Raw genomic sequence first — 23,952 nt, 5'->3', positions numbered from 1 at the left:
AGCGATCTGATCTCATGACCAACCGTCGTTCTTTCCTCAAACAGGCCGGCATCCTTGCCGCCGGCCTGCCCTTGGGCGCTGCCGTCAACCTGCCGGCCGGCGCCGCCAATCCACAACCGCCCGCCGGAAACAAATGGGCGCAATTGCGCCAGCTGTTCGATCAGGACCCGGATTACCTGCATTTCGCCAACTTCCTCGTGACCTCCCATCCGCGCCCGGTGCGCGAAGCCATCGAGCGTTACCGCGCAACCCTCGACCGCAACCCCGGACGTGCGATGGATTGGGATCTGGGTGAAAGCGAAAAGCGCGAGCAAGCCGTGCGCGAATGGGCCGGTCGCTACCTCAAGGCCAAGCCCGAGCAGATTGCTCTCACCGGCAGCACCACCGAAGGTCTGGCGCTGATCTATGGCGGCATTCATGTACGCGCCGATCAGGAAATCCTCACCACCGAACACGAACATTACTCGACGAATTACACCTTGGGTTATCGCCAACAGAAAGATGGCGTAAAGGTGCGCAAACTGAAGTTGTTCGACAGCAGCGCCAAAGTGTCCGTCGACGAGGTGCTGAGCAACATCGACAAAGGCATTCGCCGCGAAACACGCGTATTGGGCATGACCTGGGTGCAATCGGGCAGCGGCGTGAAACTGCCGATCGGCGAGATCGGCAAACTGGTGGATCAGCACAATCGCCAGCGCGAGGAAAAGGATCGCATCCTGTACGTCGTCGACGGCGTGCATGGTTTCGGTGTCGATGACCTCGACTTCCCCGACATGCATTGCGACTTCTTTATCGCCGGCACCCACAAGTGGATGTTCGGCCCCCGCGGTACCGGGATCATTTGCGCACGTTCAAGTGAACTCAAGGACGTCACCCCGACCATCCCGACCTTTTCCGAGGCCACCACGTTCTCGACCATCATGACCCCCGGCGGGTATCACAGTTTCGAACACCGCTGGGCACTGGACGAAGCGTTCAAGCTGCATTTGGCGCTGGGCAAACGCGAGGTGCAAACGCGCATTCACGAACTCAACACCTACGCCAAGAACCGCTTGCTGGAACACCGCTCGATTGAACTGGTGACACCCCGCAGCGCCGATTTGTCTGCCGGTTTTACCTTCTTCCGGATCAAGGATCGCGACTGCGAACAGGTCGCCGCCCAGCTCATGCAAAACCGCGTGGTGTGTGACGCGGTGGAGCGCGACGTCGGCCCGGTGATCCGCATCGCCCCCGGCCTGCTGAACAGCGAAAACGACATCGAGCGTTTCATGGCCGTACTCGACAAACAGCTCTGACACCCCGCTTTCCTTTAAACGAGATGACTCATGAAACGTGATCTGTTGCCCCCTGCCCACGGCGCCAACGCGCTCAAGGCACTGGCCCTCGCCGCCCTCATGACCGGTCTGCTGCCGACCGCCGCACAGGCCGCGACACCGCCCGCCGCGGGTAAAGTATTCAAGGACTGCAAAGATTGCCCGGAAATGGTCGTACTGCCGGCCGGCACCTTTACCATGGGCACGCCTGAGGATGAAGTGGGCCGCGAACCTGACGAAGGCCCGATGCATGAAGTAACCTTCGCCAAACCCTTCGCCATGAGCCGCTTCCAGATCACCGCCGGTGAATGGGACAGCTACATTCGCCAGAGCGGTGCAGTGATCGCCAACGGCGACACGCGCCCCGGTCGCGAGTGCATCGCCAGCAAACCGCGCTATCCGCAAACCCCGCGTCAGCCGGCGGTGTGCATGGATTTCCAGGACATCAAGAACTACGTCGCCTGGCTGTCGAAAAAAACCGGGCAGAAGTACAGCATGCTCAGTGAAGCCCAGCGCGAATACGGTGCCCGGGCAGGATCCAAAGGCCCTTTTCCCTTCCCGTTCGACGAGGGCAAAGGCTATAGCATCGCCAAACACGCCAACACCTACGGCCCGGCGGACGGTTACAGCTTCAGCTCGCCGGTGGGCAGCTACCCGGCCAACGCCTTTGGCCTGTACGACATGCACGGCAATGTCTATGAATGGGTCGAAGACTGCTATCACCCGGACTATAAGGGTGCGCCAACCGATGGCAGCGCGTGGCTTGAACCCAACTGCGACACCCTGCGCATTCGTGGCAATGACTGGGGGGAAGCGCCGGTATTCTCTCGTTCGGGCAACCGCAACGACATCGATCCGAAGACCCGCGGCGACTGGATCGGTTTCCGTGTCGTGCGTGAGTTGTAATCCGCAGTAACGCTTCTGCTCTCCCCACGGTCGCCGCCAGTCGGCGACCGTCTAAATTAAGCTCCGGATCAGACGTTCTACAGGGTATCTGCCTTACGACCCAAGGAACTGTCCTGTCATGACCCAGCCTACGCGCGGTGCAATTCATGAATTGTTCACCCTACTCAAACCTTTTCGGCTCGTCGTCGCACTGTCGGTCATTCTGGGTATGGTCGGTGGCCTGAGTGTTACGGTCCTGCTGGCCACCATCAATAACGCGCTGCACTCCGAATCCGGCCTGACCCAAGGCGTGGTCGCGCTGTTCGGTGGCCTGTGCGTGCTGGCGCTGCTCAGCTCGATCTGCTCGGACATCGGCACCAACTATGTCGGCCAGCACATCATCGCCACCCTGCGCAAACAGCTGGGCGAGAAAGTGCTGTCGGCACCGATCGAACAGATTGAACGCTATCGCAGCCATCGCCTGATTCCGGTGCTGACCCACGACGTCGACACCATCAGTGACTTCGCCTTCGCCTTCGCGCCACTGGCCATCTCGCTGACCGTGACCCTCGGTTGCATGGGGTACCTGGCGATGCTGTCGTGGCCAATGTTCCTGATCATGGTCGTGGCGATCCTGATCGGCACTGGCATCCAGTACTTCGCCCAAGGTCGCGGGATCAAAGGTTTCTTCGCCGCCCGTGACGCTGAAGACGAACTGCAAAAGCACTACAACGCGATTGCCGAAGGCGCCAAGGAACTGCGCATACACCGCCCGCGCCGCCAGCGTATGTTCAATAGTGGCATCAAGGGCACGGCCGATTTCATCTGCAAGACCCAGATCAAATCGATCAACACGTTCGTGATTGCCAAGAGTTTCGGCTCGATGCTGTTCTTTGTGGTCATCGGTCTGGCGCTGGCCCTGCAATCGTTCTGGCCCAGCGCTGACAAAACCGTGATGAGCGGTTTCGTCCTGGTGCTGCTGTACATGAAAGGTCCGCTGGAACACCTGGTCGGCACGTTGCCGGTGGTCAGCCGCGCGCAGATTGCCTTCCGCCGCATCGCTGAACTGTCGGCGCAGTTCTCCTCGCCCGAGCCGCATCTGTTGCTCAGCGATCAGGGCAAGAAAGCCGAGCCGGTGCAGAGCCTGGAACTCAAGGACGTGAGCTACGCCTTCCCGGCCGTGGGCGAGGCCAAGCCGTTCACGCTGGGGCCGGTGAACCTGAAGATCGAACAAGGCGACATCGTATTCATCGTCGGCGAAAACGGCTGCGGCAAGACCACCCTGATCAAACTGCTGCTGGGCCTGTATCCGCCACAACAAGGAGAAATCCGTCTCAACGGCGAATGCGTGACTGCCCTCACCCGCGACGATTACCGCCAGTTGTTCACCACGGTGTTTGCCGACTACTACCTGTTCGATGACGTGGTGCAAGGCGATACGCACATTCCCGACGATGCCAACAAATACCTGCAACGCCTGGAAATCGCCCACAAGGTCAGCGTGCAGGACGGCAGCTTCACCACCACCGACCTGTCCACCGGCCAGCGCAAGCGTCTGGCGCTGGTCAATGCGTGGCTGGAGGAGCGCCCGGTGCTGGTGTTCGACGAATGGGCCGCGGATCAGGACCCGACCTTCCGCCGGATCTTCTACACCGAGCTGCTGCCCGATCTCAAACGCCTGGGCAAGACCATCATCGTGATATCCCACGATGACCGTTATTTCGATGTCGCCGACCAGTTGGTGCGCATGGATGCCGGCAAAGTCAAAACCGCGCTCAACCCGGCCTGATACGCCAACCGCTCAGGGATGAGCTGATCCCGCCTTCGCGCGATAGCAGAGACTTTCGCGGTTCGCGGGATTTTTCCGGTTTTTACGCAGTGTTGCGTCTAATTATCATTAACTAATAAAACTGCACTCGCACTTCAGGAGCATCCCGAGCAAATGCAAGCCTTAAAGTTGTCCCGCACCCCTCTGGCCGAGGCCATCTCCCGCCGCAATCCGCGTGGCGCAATGCTGTCAGGTGCTCTGCTGACGCTGATGCTGTTGGGCAGCACCCAGGTTCAAGCGACGCCGGTCGACGTCAACATCCCTGCGCAACCGCTGTCCCGAGCACTGCAACAGCTGGGGCAACAAGCCAATCTGCAGATTCTCTACAGCCCGGAATCCCTGGCTGGCCTGAACTCGAACGCGGTATCCGGGCACCTGGAGCCGAAACAGGCACTGGACAACTTGCTGCTGGGGAGCGGCATGACCTACCAACTGACCGGCAACTCCGTTTCGCTGGTGCCGGCCACCGGTGCAGGCGCGGGAAACGCACTGGAGCTGGGCGCGGTATCGATTTCCGGCAAGGCGCCGGGGTCGACCACTGAAGGCTCCGGGCTGTACACCACGTACTCGTCCAGCAGCTCGACGCGCCTGAACCTGACACCCAAGGAAACCCCGCAGTCACTGACCGTCATGACCCGTCAGCGCCTCGACGACCAGCGTCTGACCAACCTCAGCGACACCCTCGACGCCACACCGGGCATCATTGTGCTGCGTGACGGCCAGGGCGCAGAGTCCGACGGTTACTTCTCCCGTGGTTTCGAGATCCAGAACTTCGAAATCGACGGCGTGCCGACCGTCAAGCGCATGGACAACTACACCCAGAGCATGGCGATGTATGACCGTGTGGAAGTGGTGCGTGGCGCCACCGGTTTGATCAGCGGCCTGGGCAGCCCGTCGGCGACCATCAACCTGATCCGCAAGCGTCCGACTGCCGAAGCTCAGGCCAGCGTCACCGCTGAAGCCGGCAACTGGGATCGCTACGGCACCGGTTTCGATGTCTCCGGGCCGCTGACCGAAACCGGCAACATCCGTGGCCGACTGGTCGGCGACTTCAAGACCGAACAGTCCTGGATCGACCGCTACAAGCAAGATTCGCAGCTGATGTACGGCATCACTGAATTCGACCTGAGCGAAGACACGCTGCTGACCATGGGTTTCAGCTACCAGCGCACCGACGTCGATTCGCCAATGCGTTCGGGCCTGCCAACCCGCTTCACCGATGGCTCGCGCACCAACCTCAGCCGTTCGCTGAACTCGGCGCAGACCTGGTCGTATAACGATCACGAACAAACCAGCTTCTTCACCTCGATCGAACAGCAGTTCGGCAATGGCTGGAGCGGCAAGGTTGAATTCACTCACTCCGAGAACAAATTCGACGAGGTCTTCAACTACGTCAACGGTGGCCTGAACCCGGACGGCAGCGGCACGACCCAACTGCCGGTGCGCTTCTCCGGTACCCCGCGCCAGAACAACATCGACGCCTACCTGACCGGCCCGTTCGGCCTGCTGGGTCGCGAGCATGAGTTGATCGCCGGTGTGACCCTGTCGCAATACAACGAAAACGTGCCGAACTACGGCAGCTGGAAATACGACTACTCCGGCTCCCCTGCCGGCGCCATCGACAACCTGCTGAACTGGAACGGCGATTCGGTCAAACCCGAATTCAACGTCACCGGCAAATCCACCGTCGATGAAACGCAATACGCCGCGTACCTGGCCACCCGCCTGCGTGCCACCGATGACCTGAGCATCCTGCTCGGCAGCCGCGTGGTCGACTGGCATCGCGACATCGAAGACAAGCCGTACGGCGGTGCAGAAACCAAGACCAAGGAATCGGAAACCGGTGTCTACATTCCGTACGCGGGTGTGGTCTATGACGTCAACGACAACTGGTCGCTGTACGCCAGCTACACCAAGATCTTCAACCCGCAATCGTCGTGGGTTCGCGACGTCAACAACAAGCCTCTGGACCCGATGGAAGGCACCGGCTACGAAGTCGGCGTCAAGGGCAGCCACTTCGATGGCAAGTTGAACTCCAGCTTCGCGCTGTTCAAGATCGAGCAGGACAACCTGGCAATCTGGATCGACACCCCAGGCGGCAACACCTACAAATCCGAACAGGGCACCACCACCAAGGGTGCCGAATTCACCCTCGATGGCGAATTGGCCGAAGGCTGGCAAGCGTCTGCCGGGTACGCCTATGCCGTCAGCACCGATGCCGATGACCAGCGCATCGTCACCACCCTGCCCCGTCACAGCCTCAAGACCTTCACCAGCTATCGCCTGCCGGGCATCCTGGACAAAGTCACCGTTGGCGGCGGTGTGAACTGGCAGAGCAAGACCGGTGCCGACCTGCATACCTTCCAGCAAGGCAGCTACGCCGTCACCAACCTGCTGGCGCGTTACGACATCAGCAAAAACCTCAGCGCCTCGGTCAACCTGAACAACGTATTCGACCGCGAATACCTCAGCTACGCCGGCGACCACGGCATGTACGGCGCACCGCGCAACATCATGACCGGCTTCAAGTACACGTTCTGATTTAACCGCTGCAACACAAAAAGCGCCCCGGCCAAACCGGGGCGCTTTTTTTATGGATGAAGGTTTAACGGCACTACAAAACATGCGGCTTGAAAGGTATTTCCTTTCGTTGCATAGGAAACGTCCGATTACATAAAAGAAGCATCCACCAAAACCCTCTTTTCGGCGAAAACTTCCGCCTTATCTCCTGTCAGCGCCTACAGAAGACTCGGATATTTCCCTGAGCACTTCGTTGTAACGTTGATTGGCAGGAAGCAATTGACTGCTCACCCGTTACTTATCGAAAAACAATGCACATTCAAAAGGATATGAATATGCAAAAACCATCGTCGTTCGAATTGACCGAGGCCGTCCACACAATCGGGAAAGCACCTCCAGGCATGCGAATAAACCCCTCGACCGGCACCACGATTCCCAACAGCGGCCGATTCGGCCCTCCGCGAAGCACCGGCCAATATCAGCAAGTACTGCAAAACTTTACCGGCCCGCTGGAGGCGGAATATCAAGGCAAGACAGCACAGATTCCGCAGACCATCGAAACGGATCTGGCAGCCGCACGACAGGAAATCTCGACCCACCCGCTACCACCGGCTGCATCGTTGGTCCGCGAGCTGGGTGTACGCAACACCGTGATTCAGCGAAAAAACCAACAACTGCAACACCAGACCCATTTGTCCCACGGTTTCTACGGCAGCGATCCTACCGACAAAACGGTTTCCCAGTTCCTCTCCCGCGCACAGATCATCGACCCGATTCTCAGCCCCAACGGCCCGGGAATGAACCTGTGGAAACTGTCCTATCGAGCAGCGCTCGAAGCCAGATTGCTGGCTCAGACCCTCAACGTTCTTCATCAACAACAAGCCAATGTGCACAACTGGCTGGCCACCGTGCAGGCCAACGAACAGGCACAAGCCGCTGCCGCCGAAGCGGCGCGTCAGGCCGCCGAGCGCGCCAGAATCGCCGCTGAACAGCAGCGTCAGCAGGCGTTGGCAGATGCAGCACGTCGCCAGCGTGAACAGGCAGAGGCTCAGCGCGTGGCTGCCGAACGGGCCCTTATCGCCGCCGAGCAGCAGCGTCAACATGCATTGGCCGAAGAGGCTCGTCGCCAACGTGAACTGGCAGAGACTGAACAGGCGCGGGTTCAAAGAGAACAGGAAGCACAGCGCTTGAAGGAGCAGCGTCAGGCGCAGAGGAAGGCCAAAAGGAAAAAGCAGCAGCAAGCGCGCCGGGCCAGGGCCAGATTGGCCGCGCAACAAAAACGCCTGCATGAACAATGGCAAGCCGAGAGCGACGCCCGCTGGCAAAACCCGACATTTGCCAACGTTGGTTCACTGGCTGCGTTTGACTCAACGTTTAGCGCCACGCTCGGCCACATCGCCACCAGCCAGGCCACCTCACTGGCGCTCAGAACTGCTTTGCGCACCGCCGTTTCTGTCGTGAGCGCCGCAGCGGCGCCCGTTCTGGTCGGTTTCGCAGCACTGCTGATGCCATCCAGGCTGGGCAATGGCGATCTTTATTCGGCCAGTGTTCCGCTCTCGGAACTCGCTCCCGATCTGAACGCTGTCGACCTGTACGAACGGGCGGCCAGCGGCAAAGATGTCGACCTGCCGGTGAGGCTCGGTTCCAGGACGATCGGCAACCGCGCGGAGATTGTTGTCGTCGGTACGGACGGCGTCACAGTACCGGCCAACGTGCCGGTAAGACTGGCCCGTTTTGATGCAGGAAAAAATGCGTACATCTCCGGCGACGCCGAGGCCAAGGGTCCCACCCTGACCTGGACACCTTTGGTACAACCGCTGAATCCTTCGACGGATTTGCCGTTCGCCGACACCGATCTGCCGATCTACGAAGGTGTAACGGTCACCCCGCAAGGCGGGCGAATCGACCCCTTTCCCGAACTGGACCAGTACGACTTCGGTGGCTTCATCACCGTATTCCCGATCGAGTCCGGCATCCCGCCGACCTTCACGATGTTCAGGGATCGTCGTCAGGATCCGGGAGTCGCTTCGGGGAATGGGCAAGTGATATCGGGGAATTGGCTGGGGGCCGCGTCAACCCCGGAAGGTGCGCCGATACCCGCGCAGATTGCGGATACGCTGAGGGGACAGGAATTTTCCAGTTTTAAAGCGTTTAGGCGGGCGTTTTGGAAGGCAGTGGAAAGTAATGAGCAATTAATGCATCAGTTTCCATACTTTAATCAACTCGATATCAAAAAGGGGCTTTCACCACGTGCCCCCCAAGCAGAACATGTAGGGAGAAGGGTAAAAATAGAGATACATCATGTTGTGCCTATCGGTGAAGGTGGCATGGTTTACGATGCAGACAATCTCCGACTGTTGACACCGCGCCAACACATAAAAATCCACGCCAAGCAGAGGAGGACCAAACAATGAAATTTAAATCCAGGTTTGAAGAATATACAGAGTCAGAGTTTATCGCCCTCATAAACCGCTTGGTTGAAGGAGACTACTCATCCGAGAGAGAGCACGACGCGATAGTGGACAACATAGTGAAAATTTCGGAACACCCGAGCGGCTCGGATATTTTGTACTACCCTGCCGAGGGGGTCGAAGACAGCCCCGCTGGTGCATTAAAAGCCATCAAGGAATGGCGGGCCGCCAACGGAAAACCAGGTTTCAAACCGGAATAGTCAGTTCCTGAAACGCGCCCTCTTCGCGAGCAAGCTCGTTCCCACAGAGTCGAGTGTTGATGGCCTGGTGTGTGGACGCGCACATCAGGCCAAGTCGGATCAGACCGTTTCCGGATACATCACGGTGCGCAGCACGCTCACCAGTTCCTGATAGATCGCCTCCACCTCTTGCGTGACCATGCGCATGCGCAGGAAGTCATGCACGTGGCCACTGAATTCGCGGCATTCAAGCAATCCTCCGGCGCTGGCCAGACGTTCGGCGTAGGCGCGGCCTTCGTCCACCAGCGGGTCGAAGCCTGCCAGGGCGACGTAGGCCGGTGCGGCGCCGGCAAGGTCGGTGCTCAGCAGTGGCGAGAAACGCCAGTCGCGGCGATCCTCGAGGCGGCGGGCGTAGTGTTGGTAGAACCATTCCAGGGTATCGCTTTCCAGCAGATAACCTTCGCCGAGCAGGTCCATCGATTCACGGCGCTGCGAGGCGTCGGTTACCGGGTAGCACAGCAATTGCAGGCACGGTTTCAGCGCGCCGGGCGCGCGCGCCTCAAGCGCCAGCACGGTCGCCAGCGTGGCGCCGACGCTGTCGCCGCCAAACACCAGGCGCGACAGGTCGAGATCGAATTCGCCGGCCTGTTCGCGCAGCCAATCCAGTGCATCGGCACAATCGTGCAACGCCACCGGGAATTTGTGTTCCGGCGCGCGGCGGTAGCCGACCGACAGCACTGCACACGGCGTGCGCGCGCAGAATTCACGGCAAATACCGTCGTGGGAATCGAGGCTGCCGACCACAAAACCACCGCCGTGCAAAAACAGCAGCACCGGCAGGACACCCCCCCTGTGCAACGGACGGTACAGCCGCAGGGTCAGCTCAGCGCCGTCGCGGGCAAGATGTCGCACCTCACTCACTTCGACATCCGGCACATCCCAGCGCATCTGTTGCGAGGACCGCTCGAACGCCTCACGGGCCTGCTCAGGTGTCCCTTGGTGAAACGCGCCGTTCTGACTGTCTTCGACCAGATCAAGAAACGCCGCTACTTCCGAATTCAATGACATGCACCACATCCCGGGCCGATGCACACAATGCGCACCGGCCCTCTCAAAAAGTTAAAGACCGGCTCAACGCGCCGACTGTTGCAGGCAATGGTCGACCAACGCTTCCAGCTCGGCCTGATACTGCTGCATCAAGGTCTCGATGGTGCCAGGGCGGAAGCGACGGGTACTGTACATGCAACGCATCGACAGTTTGCCGTCGAACACCTGACCGACGATTTCCAGCCAGTTGCCGAGGTTGGCATCCAGGCTATAGACGTCGCCGATGTGCTCGTCCGCCGGCATCAGCATCGCCTGCTCGTCAAAGGTCTGGTCGAACTGCCCCAGGTAGTTGAAGGTCAGCCGCGCCTGTGGCAACGCCGCCAGACGCTGTTGCACCGACGCATCGGCCATGTAGCGCAGCGCGCCGTAGCCGACGCCTTTCTGCGGCACCGCCGCCAACTGCTCGCGTACCGCCAGGATCGATGCGCCGAAATCCTGCTCCGCCAACGGCGCCAGCCGCACCGGGAACATGGTGGTGAACCAGCCGAGGGTGCGGCTCAGGTCCAGCCCTTCGACCAGGTCCTCACGACCGTGCCCTTCCAGTTGCACCAGCACCGACTCGGCCTCGCTCCAGCGACACAGCACCCGACCGAGCGCGGTCAGCAGCAGGTCGTTGATCTGCGTGCCGTATACCGCTGGCGCCTGTTTGAGCAGTTGCCCGGTGCGGGTGGCGTCGAGGCCCATGAACGTTTCTTCGCGAAAACGCACCAGGTTCTTGCCGCGCGGGTTGTCACACGGCAGATCCCTGCCCGGCTGATCCAGCTGTCCGAGCCAATAATCCAGCTCTTGCTCGACCAGTGCCGGCACCTGCGCCGCCAGGCCATCGGCCCAGGCGCGATAGCTGCTGGTGCGCTGCGCCAGTTGCGGCTCGCGCCCCTGACTGAACGCCTCGTAGGCCAGTTGCAAGTCTTGCAGGAACACCCGCCACGACACCGCATCGATCACCAGGTGATGCACCACCAGCAGCAGGCGCACCTCGCCGTCCGGCAGATTCACCAGCAGGCCGCGCATCAGTGGCCCGTCGAGCAGGTTGAGGCTGCGCTGGGCTTCGTTGACCAGTGCGTCGAGTTGCTCGATGTCGCTGATCTCACGCTGCCACAGCAACGGCTTGTGCTCGGCGCTGCGCAGGCTGTCCTGCAACGTTTGATAGTGCTGCAACCAGCGGCCCTGATCCTGATAGAAGCGCAGCCGCAACGAATCATGCTGGGCCAGCATCAACCGCAGCGTCTGCTCCAGCGCCAGGGCATCCAGCGTCTGGCGCGAACGCAGCATCATTGCCTGGTTGAAATGATGCGGTTCGCTCATGTCCTCGGCGAAGAACCACTCCTGGATCGGCAACAATCCAAACGCACCCGCCTGTGCTACGTGGCTGCTGTCGCCAGCCTGGCTCGAGCGGGTGACTGCTTGCTGGTCGAACAGGTTGCCAATGGTCTGGAAGCGCATGAGGTCACGCAGCTTGATGTCCAGTTTCAGTTGCGGATGGTTCCGTGCCCGGGAAATCACCTGCAGGCTGAGAATCGAATCACCGCCCAACTCGAAGAAGTTGTCGCTGATGCCAACCTGCTCCACTTGCAGCACGTCGGCCCAGATATCGGCCAGCCAGGTTTCCTGCGCGTTGCGCGGCGCCTGATATTGATCGGCGCAAAACTCGGGCTGTGGCAGCGCCTTGCGATCCAGTTTGCCGTTCGGCGAAATCGGCAGGCGCGCCAGAGCCATGATCTGCAGCGGCACCATGTATTCGGGCAACTGTGCGCGCAACAGGGTCTTCAGACGATCCCCGACGTTGTCGTCGCTGCTGACCACATAGCCGATCAACTGCTTGCCGGAGACGCCGTCACGGGCGATGACCACAGCGTCGGTGACACCTTCCTGAGCGCGCAGGCAGGCTTCGATTTCACCCAGCTCGATGCGGAAACCGCGAATCTTCACTTGATGGTCGGCGCGGCCGACGTAATCGAGGATGCCGTCATGGCGCAGGCGCACCAGGTCACCGCTGCGGTACAGACGACTGCCCGGCGCGCCGAATGGATCCGGCACGAAGCGCTCGGCGGTGATCGCCGCACGGCCATGGTAACCACGGGCAACCCCGTAGCCTCCGATATACAACTGGCCGGACAAGTCTTGTGGCAGCGGATTGAGATCGTCGTCCAGAACCCACAGCGAGCGTTGACCGACCACTCGCCCGATCGGCGCATAGGCAGCCGCACAGGCCTCATCATTCGGCGCTTTCCAGAGCATCGGCGTGACCACGGTTTCGGTCGGGCCGTAACCGTTGGTGATGAACTGCGGCTGCAACACGCGGCGCACCTGCGCCAGGGTCTGCTCCGGCACCGCGTCCCCCCCCAGGCAATAAATGCGCACCTTCGGCACGGCCATGCCGCTGGCCTCGACGTACTCGGCCACCTGTTTGAGGTAGGCCGGCGGGAAGCAGGCGATATCGATCGAACGGTTGAGCAAGGCGTGGCTGGTCTGCTCCGGTGTCCACAGTTCATGATCGCGCAGCACCAGCGTGCCGCCAAAGGCCAGGGTGGTCAGCCAGCGTTCATGGGCGCCGTCGAAAGCGAACGACATGAAGTGCAATTCGCGCGTGCTGGCGTCCATTTCGTACAACTCGCGGATTGCCTGGCAATGCATGCTCAGCGGTCCGTGGGTTACCGCCACACCTTTGGGCAAACCGGTGGAACCCGAGGTGTAGATCAGATAGGCGAGGCCGTCATCACAGGTCTGCACCCGCGGCGCCGTGTTCGGGTACTGACTGCCATCGAAAAGATCCAGATCAAGCAATGGCAAATTCGCCGGCAGCGGCAAACGCTGGCTGGCGGCGCCACGGCTGATCATCTGACGCATGCCGGAGTCTTCAATCATGAAGGCCAGGCGATCGGCTGGATAGTCGATGTCCAGCGGCACGTAGGCAGCGCCGCTTTTGAACACGGCGAGCAAGGCCACCAGCATGTCGAGCGAACGTTCCAGAGCGACACCGATCAGGACTTCCGGACCGGCACCCGCCGCGATCAAATGATGCGCCAGCTGGTTGGACCGGTGCTCGAGTTGCGCATAGCTCAACTGCTCGTCACCACATTCGGCGGCAATGGCCTCAGGCCGTTGCGCAGCAATCATCGCCGGCAACAGCTCACGGTTGTGCACCGCCGCCGGTTCTGCGCCCCACTGCTGCAAGGCCTGCCATTGTGGCGCGGCCAGACGCTGCAGGTTGCCCAGTCGCTCCGTCGGCTGCTGCATCATGCTGTGCAGCAGCACTTCCATGGTCTGGCGGATCCGCTCGACCGCTTCGACACTGAACCGATCACGCAGGAACAGATACTCGATGGAGAACTCTTCGCCAAGATGCACGGCCAGGTCCATCGGGAAGTTGGTCACGTCATGGCTGGCCGAGGTGCCGAAACGCAGGCCGCCCGGTGCCTGTTCCAGACGCTGGTCGATCGGGTAGTTCTCGAACACGATGATGCTGTCGAACAAGGCTTGCCCGCCCTGCCCCGACCAGCGCTGAATGTCCGCCAGTGGTGCGTGAGCATGTTCACGCAGATCGAGGTTATAGGCCTGCAGATTGCTCAGCCAGGCATTCAGCGGCTGCGCCGGATCGAGGGTCTGGATCACCGGCAAGGTGTTGATGAACAGCCCCAGCATGCTGCCGGCATTCGGCAATCCCTCCGGGCGCCCGGCCACGGTGGCACCAAACGCCACGCTGTGCTGACCGGTGTAACGCTGCAACAGCAGCAACCATGCGCCTTGAATCAACGTGTTGGCGGTGATGCCCTGAGCCCGGCAATGCTGCTGCAACAAGGCGGTCTGCTGCGCATCCCAACGGGTGTACAACGCCTGGTGGCCGTGCTCGGCGGATTCGTGACGCGGGTGCATCGCCTGGCTCAGCGCGGTCGGTTCGACCAGCGTCTGCAAGTGGCCGCGCCAGAATTGCTCGAGCTGCGCCGAATCCTGTTGCTGCAACCACGCGATAAAGTCGCGATACCGACCGCTTTCGCCTTCGACCTGGCCGGTGGCGTAGTGCTGCAGTACCTCGCCGAACAACTGCGAACTGCTCCAGCCGTCCATCAGGATGTGATGGCTGGTCCAGATCAACTGGTACTTGTCGGCATCCAGCCGAATCAGGCGCGTGCGTTGCAACGGCATGCGGTCCAGCGCAAAGCCCTGAACCCGCTGCTGACGGGCAAACTCGGCGAGTTGCGCCTCATCCATCGGCGTGTCCAGTGCTTGCAGGTCAACAATGCCCTGACGGTGGACGACCTGCACCGGTGACGCCTGGCTGTCTTGCCAATGGAACGACGTGCGCAGAATTTCGTGGCGCTCCACCACGCATTCCCACGCGGCACGGAAGCGCTCGATATCGAGGCCTTCCACCGTCAGGTTGAGCTGGTTGACGTAGAGATCGTCGCCGTCATCGGACAAGGTATGGAACAACATGCCCTGCTGCATCGGCGACAACGGATAGATGTCTTCGATGTCCGCGACCGGCACCGGCAAACCGTCCAGACGCGTCTGGTCCAGCGCTGCCAGCGGGAAGTCCGACGGCGTCAGGCCGTGGTTGCCCGGGGTCACGCAGTGTTCGATCAGAGCGGTCAGTTCACGCCCGTATTCATCGGCCACTGCCTGCACGGTCGCAGTGTCGAACATCTGCTCGCTGAAGCTCCACGACAGGCTCAGTTCACCGCCATACACCTGACCATTGACCGACAGCCAGTTACCCAGTGGGGCGCGATCGCTGAGGTCACTGCCGGCATTTTCGCCGGCCGGCAGGAACAGTGCGGCTTCGTCGAACTGGCTATCGAACTGGCCGAGGTAATTGAAGGTGATTTTCGGCGTGGGCAGTTCTGCCAGAGCCTCACGCGCCGAGGCATCGCCCAGATAACGCAAGGCGCCAAAACCGATGCCCTTGTCGGGAATCGCACGCAGCTGCTCCTTGATCTGCTTGATCGAATCAGCGAAACCGCTGGCCGGGGTCAGGTGCACCGGGAACACGCTGGTGAACCAGCCAAGGGTACGGCTCAGATCGATGTCGTCGAACAGGTCTTCACGACCATGTCCTTCCAGTTGAATAAGGGCTGAGGCCTGTCCGTTCCAGCGACTGATGACCCGGGCCAGTGCGGTCAGCAGCAAGTCGTTGACCTGCGTGCGATAAGCCGCCGGGGCCTGTTGCAACAGTTGTCTGGTCAGTTCAGGGGCAAGGCGCGTCTGCACACTTTGCGCGTAGCGGTTTTCCAGGCTGCCGTCCGGGCGCTCGCACGGCAACGTGGCGGTCGCCCCCTGCAAATGCCCACGCCAGAAGGCCTGTTGGTCATCGAGGCTGACGGTGTGCGCCTGCAGGCGCTCGGCCCAGGCTTTGAAGGCGCTGGTCTTGGCCGGCAACGCGACCTCGCGTCCGGCCTGGATCTGGCTGAATGCGGTTTGCAGATCTTCCAGCAGGATCCGCCAGGAGACACCGTCGACCACCAGGTGATGCACCACCAGCAACAAGCGCCGAGTCTGATCCGGCAGATCGAACAGCACGCCGCGCAGCAGCGGACCGTCGTGCAGATCGAGACTGCCCTGGGCCTGCTGACAGAGCACTTCGATTGCAGCCGAATCCGTCAGCGTGCGCTGCCAGAGCAGTGCTTGCACAGGCTCGATCGGGCGGTGAGTGGCTGTCCAGCCGTCAGTCGTTTCAATGAATGACAGGCGCAAGGCATCGTGATGCGCAACCAGTGCCTGGAGCACCTGCGCAACGGTCTCGGCGTGCAGCGTCATCGCCGGTTTGAGCAGCAACGACTGGTTCCAGTGATGCCGCTCGGGGATCTCGCTGGCGAAGAACCATTGCTGGGACGGCAACAACGGCGTCGCACCGCTGACCGGCCCCTGGTCGATGCTCAGCACCGTGCCCCCCGATTGTGCTACCGCCGCCAGTGCCTGCACGGTCTGGTGCTGGAACAGATCCTTGGGCGTGAACTGGATACCGGCCTGCCGCGCACGGCCGACTACTTGAATCGAGATGATCGAATCGCCGCCCAGCTCGAAGAAATTGTCCGTGGCGCTGACCTGCTCAAGGCGCAGCGCATCGGCCCAGATCGTGGCGATACGTTGCTCCATTTCATTGCGCGGCGCCACGTAGCTGTTCTGCAGCAGACTGGCGTCCGGTGCAGGCAGCGCCTTGCGGTCCAGTTTGCCGTTCGGGGTCAGCGGCAGGTGCGCCAGCACCATCAAGTGCGCCGGCACCATGTGCGTTGGCAGACTCTCCTTGAGAGCGTTGCGCACGCTGTCGCGCCATTCAGCCAGATGTGCGTCTGCCACCGGTTGTGTCGGGACCAGATAGGCCACCAGTTGCTTGCCGCTTGGCCCGGCATGCGCCAGCACCACGGCTTCGCGCACGCTGCTCAGTTCCAGCAGACGCGCTTCGATTTCGCCCAGTTCGATGCGGAAACCACGGATTTTCACCTGGTTATCGACGCGGCCCTGATAGTCGAACACGCCATCGGCGCGCTCACGCACCAGGTCACCGCTGCGGTACAGACGACTGCCCGGCGCCCCGAACGGATCGGGTACAAAGCGCTCAGCGGTCAGCGCCGGACGATCCAGATAACCCCGGGCCAGCCCGGTGCCGCCCAGATACAGCTCGCCCATCACGCCCTGGGGCAACGCATTGAGGTCAGCGCTGAGCACACAGGTGCTGCGGTCGCCGATCCGCGTGCCGATCGGTGCATAGGCTGCGCCGCATGCGTCATGCCGCCCGGCCTTCCAGATCAATGGGGTGACCACGGTTTCGGTCGGCCCGTAACCGTTGATGATGTACTGCGGCGCCAGCGCCGCACGCGCCCGCTCGAAACTGTCGTTGGGCACGGCATCGCCGCCGAAACAGTAGATCCGCACAGCGGGCGGCTGGCCGACCTGTTCGGCGTGCCCGGCCAATTGCTGCAAGTACACCGGCGGGAACGCCGCCACCGTCACGCCGTGTTGTTGCATGGCGGTGTAGGTCTGCTCCGGGCTCCACAGACTGTCATCGCGCAGTAACAGCCGCGAGCCATGGGTCAGCGGGGTCAACCAGCGTTCATGAGCGCCGTCGAACGCGAACGACATGAAGTGCAGCTCGCAATCGTCCGGGGTCATTTCATAGCGCTGGCCGATGGCCTGGCAATGCATCGCCAGCGGTCCGTGCTCCACGCACACACCCTTGGGCTGGCCGGTGGAACCCGAGGTGTAAATCACGTAAGCCAGGTTTTGCGCGTGTACCTCGACCTGCGGCGCAACGTCTGGCCATTCGGCAGTCGACAACGTGTCCAGATCCAGGGCACGCACTCCGGCGCTCAGTGGCAACCGAGGACGCAGTTGCGAATCGCTGAGCAACAGCGCGATGCCCGAGTCTTCGATCAGATAGGCCAGGCGCTCGCGCGGATAACTGGCATCCAGCGGCACATAGGCGCCGCCGGCCTTGAGCACCGCGAGCAAGGCCACCAGCATCGATGGGCTGCGCGGCAGGGCTACGCCGACGCGCACTTCCGGCCCGACGCCTTCATTGATCAGCACATGCGCGAGGCGATTGGCGTGGCTTTCAAGCTCGGCGAAGGTCAACGCCTGATCGCCACAACGCACGGCTTGCTGTTGCGCCTGCTGCGCCGCAATCACCGCGATGCGCTGATGCACCAGCAACGGATCCGTGCACGGTTGCGCACGATTGTTTTCCTGCAATCGACGCTGCTCTTCACCGCTGAGCAGGGTCAACGCGCCGAGACGCGCATTCGCCGACTGTACGAACTGCTCCAGCAGCGAGGCCAGTTGCGCGTGCAAACGCACAATGGAGTCCGGGCTGAAACGGGCGGCGGCAAAGCTGTAATGCACCGAGAGGGTTTCGCCGAGGTTGACCCCGACCGTCAGCGGGAAATTGGTTTGTTCACGGGTGTCGACCGCGCCGAACTTCAGGCCCAGCGACGAGCCTTGCTCCAGCGCTTCGGAGATCGGGTAGTTCTCGAACACCAACAGGTTGTCGAACAGGCCGTCGCTGCCCTGCCCCGACCAGCGCTGGATATCGGCCAGTGGCGTGTGTTCGAAATCACGCAGGGCGATGTTGAGTTCCTGCACGGTTTGCAGCCACTGGCTGACCGTCAGTTGCGGTTCCGGACGGGCAATCACCGGCAAGGTGTTGATGAACAGGCCGACCTGCTGCTCGACCCCCGGCAGGTTGGCCGGACGTCCCGACACAGTGGCGCCGAAGGCCACGGTCGGTTGCCCGGTGTAACGTTGCAACAGCAACAGCCACGCCGCCTGCACCAGGGTGTTAAGGGTGACTTTTTGCTGACGGGCAAACTCACTCAAGCGCAACGTGCCAGTGGCGTCGATCCACTGCTGATATTGTCCGGTACCGCCATCGGCGTTCGCCGAACGGTCCGCCAGCCCCTGGGCCAGGCGGGTTGGCTCATCGAACCGGGCCAGACGCTCAAGCCAGAATTGCTCGCTGAGGCGACTGTCCTGACGCTGCAGCCAGGCGATGTAATCGCTGTAGCGGCCAATGGGCGTTGCAGGGACTTGCCCGGCATAGCGTTGCAACACTTCACCGAGCAACTGCGAGTTGCTCCAGCCGTCCAGCAAAATGTGGTGGCTGGTGTAGAGCAGTTCGTGACGGTCCTGCGCGGTGCGCACCACCACCAGGCGCAACAGCGGCACCTCGCTCAGATCGAACGGACGGCAGCGCTCGGCCTCGGCCAGCGCATCCAGCGCTTCGCCCGGCTGGCCGCGCCAGTCGTGAACGGTAAACGGCAGCGTCGCCGAGCGTTCGACGATCTGAAGCGGCTGGGCCTGCTCCCCTCCCCAGACAAACCGCGTGCGCAGAATGTCATGGGACTCCAGCGCCGCTTGCCAGGCCTGACGGAAACGCTCGACATCAAGCCCTTCCACCGACACCCGCATCTGGTTGATGTAATCCCCCGAACCTTGTTCGTACAGGGTGTGGAAGAGCATGCCCTGCTGCATCGGCGACAGCGGATAAACGTTGTCCACCGCTTGCGGATCCGTGATCAGCGTATCGAGCTGCGCCTGAGTCAGCTCAGCCAGCGGGAAGTCCGACGGCGTCACACCGCGGTTGTGCGCTTCACAGCAATGGGCGATCAGCGCATTGAGTTCTTGCGCATAGTCGTCAGCCAGACGCTGGATCGTCGCCTGATTGAACATTTCGTGGCTGAACGACCAGCTGAGGTTGAGCTCACCACCATAGACCTTGCCGTTGATGTCCAGCCAGTTCGCCAGCGGTGCCAGCGAACTCTGTTCGCGGCCGGTGCTTTCACTGGCGGGCACAAACAGCGCGGCCTCGTCGAACTGGCTGTCGAACTGGCCCAGGTAGTTGAAGGTAATGCGCGGGACCGGCTGCGCGGCGAGCGTCTGTCGCGCGTGTTCATCGCCCAGGTAACGCAGGGCACCAAAACCCAGGCCCTTGTTCGGTACGCCACGCAGCTGTTCCTTGACTGACTTGAGCGAGTCGGCCAGGCCCACGGCCGGGGTCAGACGCACCGGGAACAGGCTGGTGAACCAGCCAACGGTGCGGCTCAGGTCGATGTCGTCGAACAGTTCTTCACGGCCATGACCTTCGAGTTGGATCAGGGTCGAGGCCTGACCGGTCCAGCGGCAGATCACCCGCGCCAGTGCTGTCAGCAGCACATCGTTGATCTGCGTGCGATAGGCGGCGGGCGCCTGCTGCAACAGTTGGCGGGTCTGATCCGCATTCAGGCGGGTTTCCACGCTCACCACGTGACGGTTTTGCAAGGTCGCCGCGGGGTTGTCGCAGGGCAGATCGGCGGGCGCCTCGCCCAACTGTCCGGCCCACCACGTCAGTTCGTTGTGCAGCTCGCCGGCGGCGAACGTTTGCAGGCGTTGCGCCCAGTCCTTGAACGGGCTGGTCTTGGCCGCGAGCTTGATCCCCTGGCCGCTTTGCAACTGCTCGCAGGCATTCTGCAAATCTTCCAGCAACACGCGCCAGGACACACCGTCGACCACCAGGTGGTGGATCGCCAGCAACAAGCGCTGGCTGCCGTCAGCCACATTCAACAGCACGGCGCGCAACAACGGGCCGTCTTGCAGATCGAGGCTGCCTTGCGCGGCGTCGCACACCGCTTCGATTTCGTCGGTGTGCTGCACGCTCGCCTGTTGCAGCAACGGCCGGTTTTCCGGCGCGCGGTGCATGGCCGTCCAGCCTTCAGCGCCTTCGCTGAAGCTCAGGCGCAAGGCATCGTGATGCGCAACCAGCGCCTGCAAGGCCTGTTCGAGGACACTGGCGTCAATGGCCTGCGAAGGTTTCAGCAGCAACGACTGGTTCCAGCGCTGCCGCTCGGGAATCGCCAGTTCGAAGAATCGTTGCTGGAACGGCAGCAACGGCGTGCTGCCGGTGACAGCGCCCTGCTCGATGCTGAACGCCGCTTCACCCCGCTGGGCGACCCGGGCCAGACCTTGCACAGTCTGGTACTGGAACAGATCCTTGGGGGTGATGCGCAGGCCGGCCTGACGTGCACGGCTGACCACCTGGATGGAGATGATCGAGTCGCCGCCAAGGGTAAAGAAGTTATCCGTGACGCCTACCTGCTCCAGCCCGAGCACGGCTTGCCAGATCTCGCACAACTGCCGTTCGTTGTCGTTGCCCGGCGCCAGATAGGTGTGCTGCTCGAGCGCTGCGTCAGGTTTGGGCAAAGCCTTGCGATCGAGCTTGCCGTTGGGCGTCAGCGGCAGCTGTTCGAGGAACAGCAAGTGCGCCGGCACCATGTATTCCGGCAGGTGCTCGCGCAGGCCGGCCTTGAGCACTTCACGCAGCCGCGCTCGTTCTTCGGCGTTACCCAGCGCAGCGCTCGGCACGATGTAGGCGACCAATTGCTGACCGCTCGCGCCTTCCTGCGCCAGCACCGCCAGTTCGCGCACCGTGTCTTGTTGCAGCAGACGCGCTTCGATCTCGCCCAGCTCGATGCGAAAACCACGCACCTTGACCTGATGGTCGATACGCCCGACGTATTGCAGGTTGCCGTCAGCCTGATAACGCGTCAGGTCACCGGTGCGGTAGAAACGCTCGCCCGGAGCGCCGAACGGGTTCGGCAGATACTTTTCCGCGGTCAACGCCGGCCGTGCCAGATAACCGCGGGTGATGCCGGCACCGGCCAGATACAGTTCGGCGGCGACGCCTTGCGGCACCGGTTGCAGCTCGCCATCAAGGACATAGCTGGCGGTGTGTTTCAGCGGCCGGCCGATGCTTGGCTGGCCACCGGCCGTGCGCCGTGTCCAGGTCGAATAGGTGGTGTCTTCCGACGGGCCGTACAGGTCGAAAACGTGTTCGACCGTCGGTTGCGCATACAAGGTGTCGACCAGCGACTGCTTGAGCGGCTCGCCGGCCAGATTGATGATGCGCACGCTCGGCGGGATCTCGCCGCTGCGTTGCAGGGCGGCAATCGCCGACGGTACGGTGTTGATCAGGCGCACCTGATCGCGGGCCGGCAACTGCGGCAATTCCAGGGCATTACGGGCGATGATCAACGAACCACCGTTGGCCAGGGTGACAAACAGCTCCCACACCGACAGGTCGAAACACACCGACGTCGAGGCCAGCACGCCCTGGATATCGTCGCGGCTGTACACCGATTGCGACCAGTCGATCAGCGCCAGCACGTTGCGGTGGGCAATCGCCACGCCTTTCGGTTTGCCGGTCGAACCGGAGGTGTAAATCACATACGCAAGGTTATCGGCCGACACCCGCGTTTGCGGTGCATGCGCCGGGTACGCGGCGAAATCATCGGCGGCGTTGTCCATCAGCAGCACGTCAATGTCCGCCGCAATCGCCAGATTGGCGGCGACGTCCCGTTCGGTCAGCAGGCACAGCGCGCGGCTGTCTTCGAGCATGTAGGCGACGCGATCGGCCGGGTAATCCGGGTCGAGCGGCACGTACACGCCCCCGGCCTTGAGCACGGCCAGCAACGCGACCAGCAGATGCTCCGAGCGCTGCATCGCCACGCCGACGCGCACCTCCGGGCCGACGCCTCGCTCGATCAAGGCATGCGCCAATGGGTTGGCCCGTGCTTCAAGCTGGGCATAGGTCAGATGCCGCTCGGCAAAGGTCACCGCCCGCGCATCCGGGGTCCGAATCGCCTGACGAGCGATCAACTGATGAATGCACAGATCGCCGGCAAACGGTGCGTCCACGGGGTTCCAGTCGTGCAGCAATACCTGCCGCTCACGGGCATCGAGCAATGGCAACTCGCCGACACGTTGTTGCACATCGCTGACGACAGCCTTGAGCAACGTCTGCAAATGCCTGCCCATACGCTCGATGGACGCCGCTTCAAACAGGTCCGTGGCATAGATCAGCGAGGCCCACACGCCTTCCGGCGATTCATGGGTTTCCAGGGTCAGGTCGAACTGCGCCGTGAGGCTGTCCCAGTTCACACTTTCAACGGCAAGCCCCGGCAATTGCATGGCCTGTCCGGCCTGCCGCGCGCCACTCTGGTGATTGAACATCACCTGGAACAACGGGCTGCGGCTCAGGCTGCGTTCTGGCGCCAAGGCTTCGACCAATTGCTCGAACGGCAGATCCTGATGCGCCTGCGCGCCCAGCGCCGATTGCCTGGCCTGGGCCAGCAAGGCGCTGAACGTCATGCTGCTGTCGAGGGTGGTACGCAAGACCTGGGTGTTGACGAAAAAGCCGATCAGCCCTTCGGTTTCCGCACGGTTGCGGTTGGCAATCGGCACGCCGATGCGAATGTCGTCCTGACCGCTGTAGCGATGCAGCAAGGTCTGGAACGCTGCCAGCAACAGCATGAACATCGTCACGCCTTCACGACGCGCAAGATCTTGCAGGCCTTTGCTCAACGCGGCGTCCAGCTGCATATCCAGACGTGCACCGCGATAGCTTTGCACCAGCGGGCGCGGGTGATCGGCCGGCAGTTCCAGCACGCCCGGATCCGAACCCAGATGCTCGACCCAATAGCTCAATTGCCGTTCGCGCTCACCGGCGTCCATCCAGCTGCGTTGCCACTGGGCGAAATCGGCGTACTGGATCGGCAACGGTGCCAGCGTGGCCGGTGCGCCCTGACTGAACCCGGCATAGAGCTCGATCAGTTCGCCGACCATCACTTGCATCGACCAGCCATCGGAAATGATGTGATGTTGCACCATCACCAGAACGTGATCGTCCGGTGCCAGCCGCAGCAGGCAGACGCGCAGCAAGGTGTCCTGTTCGAGATCGAACGGGCGGGCAATTTCGGCTTCGATGGCCGCGCGCAAACGCGGCTCATCGACTTCGCCCTCCAGCTCGCGAACCTCGATCTGCAAGGCAAACGGCGCCTTGATCAGCTGAATGGCCTTGTCCTGATCACCTCGGGCAAACCCGGTGCGCAGACTCTCGTGACGCTCGATCAGCGTATCGAAACTGCGCTGCAGTACCGCCATGTCCAGGGCACCGCGCAAGCGCAACGCCGTAGGAATGTGGTACGCCGCGCTGTCCGGCTCCATCTGCCAGAGAAACCACTGCCGCTCCTGGGCATAAGACAAAAGCAGCGGTTCACCTTCGGTACGCCGAAAAATCGGCGCGATGCCATAAAGGTTAATGCCCTGTTTGCCCAGTAGAATCGCCAGCGCCTTGCGTTTCTCGGGAGAAAGCGCGCCTACCGATTCAATCAACTGCTGCATGC

8 protein-coding genes are annotated in these 23,952 nt (G+C 61.8%); 6 read left to right on the top strand and 2 right to left on the bottom strand.

Annotated features, from left to right (window positions below):
• Positions 1–14 precede the first annotated feature (14 nt).
• From K3819_RS09805 to K3819_RS09780, 6 genes are all read left to right on the top strand, one after another.
• Positions 15–1,295, top strand: coding sequence for an aminotransferase class V-fold PLP-dependent enzyme (locus tag K3819_RS09805; RefSeq protein ID WP_085612865.1), 1,281 nt, complete (start codon positions 15–17; stop codon positions 1,293–1,295).
• A gap of 30 nt (positions 1,296–1,325) precedes the next feature.
• Complete coding sequence (locus K3819_RS09800) at positions 1,326–2,219, top strand: formylglycine-generating enzyme family protein (RefSeq protein ID WP_064594772.1); 894 nt, start codon at positions 1,326–1,328, stop codon at positions 2,217–2,219.
• A 118-nt stretch (positions 2,220–2,337) separates the two neighbouring features.
• A complete protein-coding gene (locus tag K3819_RS09795; RefSeq protein WP_085612866.1) occupies positions 2,338–3,987 on the top strand; it encodes a cyclic peptide export ABC transporter in 1,650 nt (549 codons plus the stop codon).
• A gap of 153 nt (positions 3,988–4,140) precedes the next feature.
• On the top strand, positions 4,141–6,567 hold the full coding sequence (locus K3819_RS09790; protein WP_221399127.1) for a TonB-dependent receptor: 2,427 nt from the start codon (positions 4,141–4,143) through the stop codon (positions 6,565–6,567).
• A 290-nt stretch (positions 6,568–6,857) separates the two neighbouring features.
• Positions 6,858–8,960 carry an S-type pyocin domain-containing protein gene (locus K3819_RS09785; RefSeq protein WP_260329047.1) on the top strand — a complete coding sequence of 701 codons (2,103 nt, stop codon included), beginning with the start codon at positions 6,858–6,860 and terminating at the stop codon, positions 8,958–8,960.
• Positions 8,957–9,217 carry a bacteriocin immunity protein gene (locus K3819_RS09780; protein WP_085612870.1) on the top strand — a complete coding sequence of 87 codons (261 nt, stop codon included), beginning with the start codon at positions 8,957–8,959 and terminating at the stop codon, positions 9,215–9,217. Before K3819_RS09785 ends, K3819_RS09780 begins: the two co-directional genes overlap by 4 nt.
• 99 nt (positions 9,218–9,316) lie before the next feature.
• On the opposite strand, the gene K3819_RS09775 is transcribed toward K3819_RS09780, so the two are convergent.
• Both K3819_RS09775 and K3819_RS09770 read right to left on the bottom strand, forming a co-directional pair.
• On the bottom strand, positions 9,317–10,264 hold the full coding sequence (locus tag K3819_RS09775) for an alpha/beta hydrolase (protein ID WP_221399126.1): 948 nt from the start codon (positions 10,262–10,264) through the stop codon (positions 9,317–9,319).
• Positions 10,265–10,327: 63 nt separating this feature from the next.
• Positions 10,328–23,941: a non-ribosomal peptide synthase/polyketide synthase gene (locus K3819_RS09770; protein ID WP_409348349.1), complete on the bottom strand. Its 13,614-nt coding sequence runs from the start codon at positions 23,939–23,941 to the stop codon at positions 10,328–10,330.
• Positions 23,942–23,952 lie beyond the last annotated feature (11 nt).

The sequence above is a fragment of the Pseudomonas sp. 3-2 genome (genome assembly GCF_019710535.1).
GTDB classification, from domain to species: Bacteria; Pseudomonadota; Gammaproteobacteria; order Pseudomonadales; family Pseudomonadaceae; genus Aquipseudomonas; species Aquipseudomonas pharyngis.
Note: the sequence above shows the minus strand (reverse complement) of the source record. Positions and strands in the feature narration are given on the sequence as shown.